Source organism: Olsenella sp. An290 (genome assembly GCF_002159535.1).
In the GTDB taxonomy this organism is placed as follows: domain Bacteria; phylum Actinomycetota; class Coriobacteriia; order Coriobacteriales; family Atopobiaceae; genus Thermophilibacter.
Genome location: NZ_NFIU01000031.1, coordinates 1 through 4,509, shown reverse-complemented (window position 1 = coordinate 4,509; position 4,509 = coordinate 1). Strand labels below are relative to the sequence as shown.

The following is a 4,509-nucleotide window of genomic DNA, read 5'->3' as shown; positions in this document are numbered from 1 at the left end:
GCGCCCCTCCCTCCGACGTGCGGGCAGCCCGCGCCGCGCACGAGCCCGGCCGCCGCGGCCGGGAAGAGCCCCGGGCAGCGGCGCCCTCTTGCGCAGGCTACCCCCGCGCGCCGCCCGGACGTCCGGCGCCCCGCGAGAGGACGAAACCTCGACGTCCACAAGCTTCCGCGCGGCGTGCGCCGGGCGCACGCGGGGCGTGCGGGCGGCGGTGGGACGGCCCTGCGGCCGGGCGGGCGAGCAGGCCCTCCCCGCGCGGCGGAGGCCCGCAGGGTGCACAATGGGGACGATGACGGAAGGGGGACCCATGGGAAAGCTCGATGGGAACAGGCCGCCCGCGGGGGCACGACGCGTGGCGCTCGTGGCAACGGGGGGCGCGCCGGCGGCAAAGGCGCTGCTCGCAGACATCGTCGAGGCGCTTCCCGTGTACGCGGGCCTCGCGGGCGTGGCCGCCCCTGACGTCGTGCGGGTGGCCCCGGGGCACGCGGGCGCGGACTGCGACGCGACCCTTCTTGTCCTGGGCGCGGAGGGGTCGCCCGAGCTGGGCGGCCTTGCGCCCGGGACGCGCGCCTACGCCCTCCTCTGCCTCGAGGGCAGGGGCCCCGCGGACGCGGGGGAGGCGCTCCTGGGGGTCCGGCGCGCGTGCACGGAGGAGGGGCTCTCGTGGCAGGGAGGGCTCGTCGTGAGCGGCGCGGAGCACCTGCCGCGCCTCATGCGCACGCCGCGCATGGGCTGGGCGCGCAGGCGCGTCTCGGAGGCGACCGACCGTCTCCTCATGGCACTTCTCGCCGGGCGGCCCCTCCCGCCGCAGCTCGCCCGCCCCTCCCGCCTTGCGACAGTGGCGGCAGGGCTCTGCGCCATGATGGCAAGGGCGACGAGGTAAACCGCCGGGGCGCGCGGGGCGCACGCCGGCCGCGGCGGCCCGACGTCGCTACGCCCCGAAGAGGGCCCGCGCGTTCTCCCAGAGCGCGCGGTAGGTGGCCGCGCGCGAGCCCCGGCCCGCCTCGGCGCGCACGTCCGCGAGGAGCGCCGCGGTGAAGGCGACCATCGCCGGCTCGCACTCCTCGCCGCGCAGGGGCACCGGGGCCATGTAGGGGCTGTCCGTCTCCGTGAGCAGGAAGCGCGTGGGACAGAACGTGGCCGCCTCGCGGATGTCCTCCGAGCGGCTGAAGGTGAGCGCGCCGCCAAACGCCACGTGGCAGCCCAGGCGCGTGAAGTCCTCCATCACCTTGACGTCCGAGGTGAAGCAGTGCAGGTCGCAGCCGCGCGCGGGGACGCCCTCCTCGCGCAGGATGCGGGCGGCGTCCAGGTGCGCGCAGGCGCGCACGTCCCCCACGGCGTCGCGGATGTGGAGCTCGACGGGAAGGTCGCGCTCGTGCGCCAGGCGCAGCTGACGGCGAAAGGCCTCCTCCTGCGCCTGGTAGGGGACGTCGTTGTAAGGGCCGTAGTCGAGCCCGAACTCGCCCACGCCCACGCACCGCGGGCTCTCCAGGAGCTCCCGCAGGCGGTCCATGGCCGCGTCGTCGAGCTCGGCGGACCCGTAGGGGTGCGCCCCCGCGACGATGCGCACGTTGTCAAGAAGGGCCGGCGCGTCGAAGCCCTCGAGCTCCGGCGGCACGACGCCCTGCGCGGCGCACGCGTCAAGGCACGCGCCCGCGCGCTCGACCTGCTCGTCGAGCCAGGAAAGAAACGCCGGCACGCTCCCCCACTTCCTCGGGACGTCGCTCACCGGGTCAACCGGCACCACGAGCAGGCGCACGCCCACGAGGGCCGCGCGGGCGAGGGCGAGCGCGGGGTCGAGGGAGCGGAAGCTCGTGAGGTGCCCGTGCGTGTCCGCGAGCGGCGCCAGCGGTGCGGGCGCGGGGCAGGGGGCGCCCCTGCGGTCGCGAAAGAGCGCGCCGTCAGCGAGGTCAGGACAGTCGAGGGCGTTCTTCTCGGACATGGGGGCTCCTTTCCGGGGCGGTCAGGCAAGCGGGGCGAGCGCGTCGGCGAGGCGCACGAAGTCCGCCGGCGCGAGGGTCTCGGCACGGCAGGTGGGTGCGATCGCGCACGCGGCGAACGCGGCGTCGAGCGCGTCGCGCGAGAAGCCCGAGGCCGCCATCGAGTTCCTTATGGTCTTGCGACGCTGCGCGAAGGCGGCGTCGATCACGACGGAGACCTCCGCCACGCGCTCGGGCGCCACGAGCGGCGCGCGGTCGAGGCGCACCACGGCGGAGTCCACGTGCGGGGGCGGCATGAAGTTCCCCGGCCCCACCTCAAAGCGGCCCGTCACCCGCGCGAGCAGGGCGAGCTTGGCCGTATAGGCGCCGTAGGTGCGGTTTCCCGGCGCGGCGCAGATGCGGTCGGCGACCTCGGCCTGCACCATCACGACGAGCCGGCGCAGGCTCGGCAGGTCCTGGAGGAACTGGAGGATGATCGTGGCGGCCACGTTATAGGGCAGGTTGGAGACCAGCGCCGTGGGCTCGCCGCCCGCGGCCTCGACGATCTGGCCCGGCGTCACGCGCAGGGCGTCGCCCATGAGGAACGAGAAGCCCGGGTGCGCCGCGGCGTGCGTCCGGAGCACGGGCTCGAGCTCGCGGTCCGCCTCGATCGACGTCACGTGGCCCGCCTCGGCGAGAAGGGCCAGCGTGAGCGTGCCGATGCCGGGCCCCACCTCGAGCACGCGCTCGTCGGGCGCGAGCTCGGCGAGGTCTGTGATCTTCTCGACCACGTGGTTGCTGACCAGGAAGTTCTGGCCCAGGCTATGCTTGGTGGCCAGGCCGTACGCCTCGAGGAGCGCCCTCGTGGCGCCGGGGCTGGCAAGCGGAGACCCGCCCACGGCTACTTCTTGGTGTCGAGGCGCGGGAAGAGCGCGTCGCCCTTGGTCACGCCCACCCCGCCCGCAAGGCCGCCCCAGGCGCAGGCGGAGGCGAGGTCGCTCGTGCCCGCCTCGTCGCCCAGGCTCATGCGGCGCAGGACCTCGGCCGAGGTCTCGGGCATGAAGGGCGCGAGCAGGTGCGCCGAGATGCGGATGGACTCGAGCAGGTCGCGGATGATGCCGGCGAGCTCGCCTGCGCGCTCCGGGTCCTTGGCCACCGCCCAGGGCGCGGAGTCCTCGATGTAGTGGTTGGCGGCGTGAACGAGCTCCATGACCACGTCCTTGGCGCCCGCGTAGTCGAAGGCGGCCATGCGCTCGAAGTAGCGGTCGTAGATGCCGCGCGCGACGCCCGCGAGCACGCCGTCCTTCTCGGCCCAGCCCTCGGGCGTCTCAGGCGTCCTGCCGTCGAAGTACTTGGCGCTCATGTTGAGCGCGCGGGAGACCAGGTTGCCCCAGCTGTTGGCGAGGTCGGCGTTGTAGACCTGCTCCATGCGCTCAAAGCTGATCGCGGAGTCCTCGCCGTGGATGACGTCGGTCATGAAGTAGTAGCGGTAGCCCTCGACGCCCAGGAGGTCGATCACGTCCTGCGGGGCGATCGCGTTGCCGCGGGACTTGGACATCTTCTCGGCCTTGCCCGTCTCGGCGTTGCGGACGGTGAGGAACCCGTGGACGAAGACGCGCTCGGGCAGGGCCTCGCCGATGGCCATGAGCATGGCGGGCCAGAGGATGCAGTGAAAGCGGATGATGTCCTTGCCCACCATGTGGCACTGCGCGGGCCAGCGGCGGGCGAACTCGGCCGCGGAGGCGGGGTCGTCCAGGCTGTAGCCCACGGCGGTCATGTAGTTGAGGAGGGCGTCAAACCACACGTAGGTCACGTGGCCGTCGTCGAAGGGCACCTTGATGCCCCAGTCGAAGCTCGTGCGGCTGACGGAGGTGTCCTGGAGCCCGCCCTCCACGAAGGAGCGGACCTCGTTCATGCGGAAGTCGGGCTGGACGAAGTCGGGGTGCTCGTCGTAGAGCGCCAGGAGACGGTCCTGGAAGGCGGAGAGCTTGAAGAAGTAGGACTCCTCCTGGACGCGCTCGAGCGGGCGGCCGCAGTCGGGGCAGAGGTGCTGGCCCTGGGTGCCGCGCTCCTCGTCGGCCTTCTTGACCTGGTTCTCGGTGAAGTAGGTCTCCTCGGGGACGCAGTACCAGCCGTCGTAGGAGCCCTTGTAGAGGTAGCCGGACTCGAGCATGCGCTCCCAGAGGTACTGGACCGCGTGGTGCTGGCGCGGCTCGGTCGTGCGGATGAAGTCGTCGTTGGAGACCTCGAGCTGGTCCCAGAGCGTGGTGAAGAGCGGGGCCTGGGAGTCGCACCACTCCTGGGGGGTCATGCCGTGGGCCGCGGCGGCTTCGGCGACCTTCTCGCCGTGCTCGTCCATGCCGGTCAGGAACTTGACGTCATAGCCGGCCGCGCGACGGAAGCGCGCCTGGACGTCGCAGAGCATGGTGCAGTACGCGGTGCCCAGGTGCGGGGCCGCGTTGACGTAGTAGATGGGGGTGGTGATGAAGTAGGACGGCTTCTCTGCCATTGACTCTCCTCATGACGGACGGATGGCATACGGGTGGATTGTACTCTTCCGCGGGCGCCGGCGCGTCCGGCGCGGGGGCGGGTC

General features: G+C 72.9%; 4 protein-coding genes. 1 reads left to right on the top strand and 3 read right to left on the bottom strand.

Annotation, left to right across the window (positions count from 1 at the left end):
* The first annotated feature begins 304 nt into the window (after window positions 1–304).
* The gene (locus tag B5F84_RS09335; RefSeq protein ID WP_087323305.1) at window positions 305–880 is read left to right on the top strand and encodes a hypothetical protein; all 576 of its coding nucleotides are present in this window, start codon (window positions 305–307) and stop codon (window positions 878–880) included.
* A 48-nt stretch (window positions 881–928) separates the two neighbouring features.
* On the opposite strand, the gene B5F84_RS09330 is transcribed toward B5F84_RS09335, so the two are convergent.
* Genes B5F84_RS09330 through metG form a run of 3 tightly spaced genes read right to left on the bottom strand, consistent with a single transcriptional unit; the run spans window position 929 to window position 4,425 of the window.
* Window positions 929–1,939 (bottom strand): TatD family hydrolase, encoded by a 1,011-nt coding sequence (locus tag B5F84_RS09330; protein ID WP_087323303.1) that lies wholly within the window; start codon window positions 1,937–1,939, stop codon window positions 929–931.
* Window positions 1,940–1,960: 21 nt separating this feature from the next.
* Window positions 1,961–2,815 carry a 16S rRNA (adenine(1518)-N(6)/adenine(1519)-N(6))-dimethyltransferase RsmA gene (gene rsmA, locus B5F84_RS09325; protein ID WP_087323301.1) on the bottom strand — a complete coding sequence of 285 codons (855 nt, stop codon included), beginning with the start codon at window positions 2,813–2,815 and terminating at the stop codon, window positions 1,961–1,963.
* Window positions 2,816–2,817: 2 nt separating this feature from the next.
* Window positions 2,818–4,425, bottom strand: a complete 1,608-nt coding sequence (gene metG / locus B5F84_RS09320) for a methionine--tRNA ligase (RefSeq protein WP_087323298.1) — start codon at window positions 4,423–4,425, stop codon at window positions 2,818–2,820.
* Between the last annotated feature and the right edge of the window lie 84 nt (window positions 4,426–4,509).

Bases quoted from the DNA above. Each gene is read 5' to 3' on its own strand.
- B5F84_RS09330 (WP_087323303.1), bottom strand. From the start codon at position 1,939: ATGTCCGAGAAGAACGCCCTCGACTGTCCTGACCTCGCTGACGGCGCG.
- metG (WP_087323298.1), bottom strand. From the start codon at position 4,425: ATGGCAGAGAAGCCGTCCTACTTCATCACCACCCCCATCTACTACGTC.
- B5F84_RS09335 (WP_087323305.1), top strand. From the start codon at position 305: ATGGGAAAGCTCGATGGGAACAGGCCGCCCGCGGGGGCACGACGCGTG.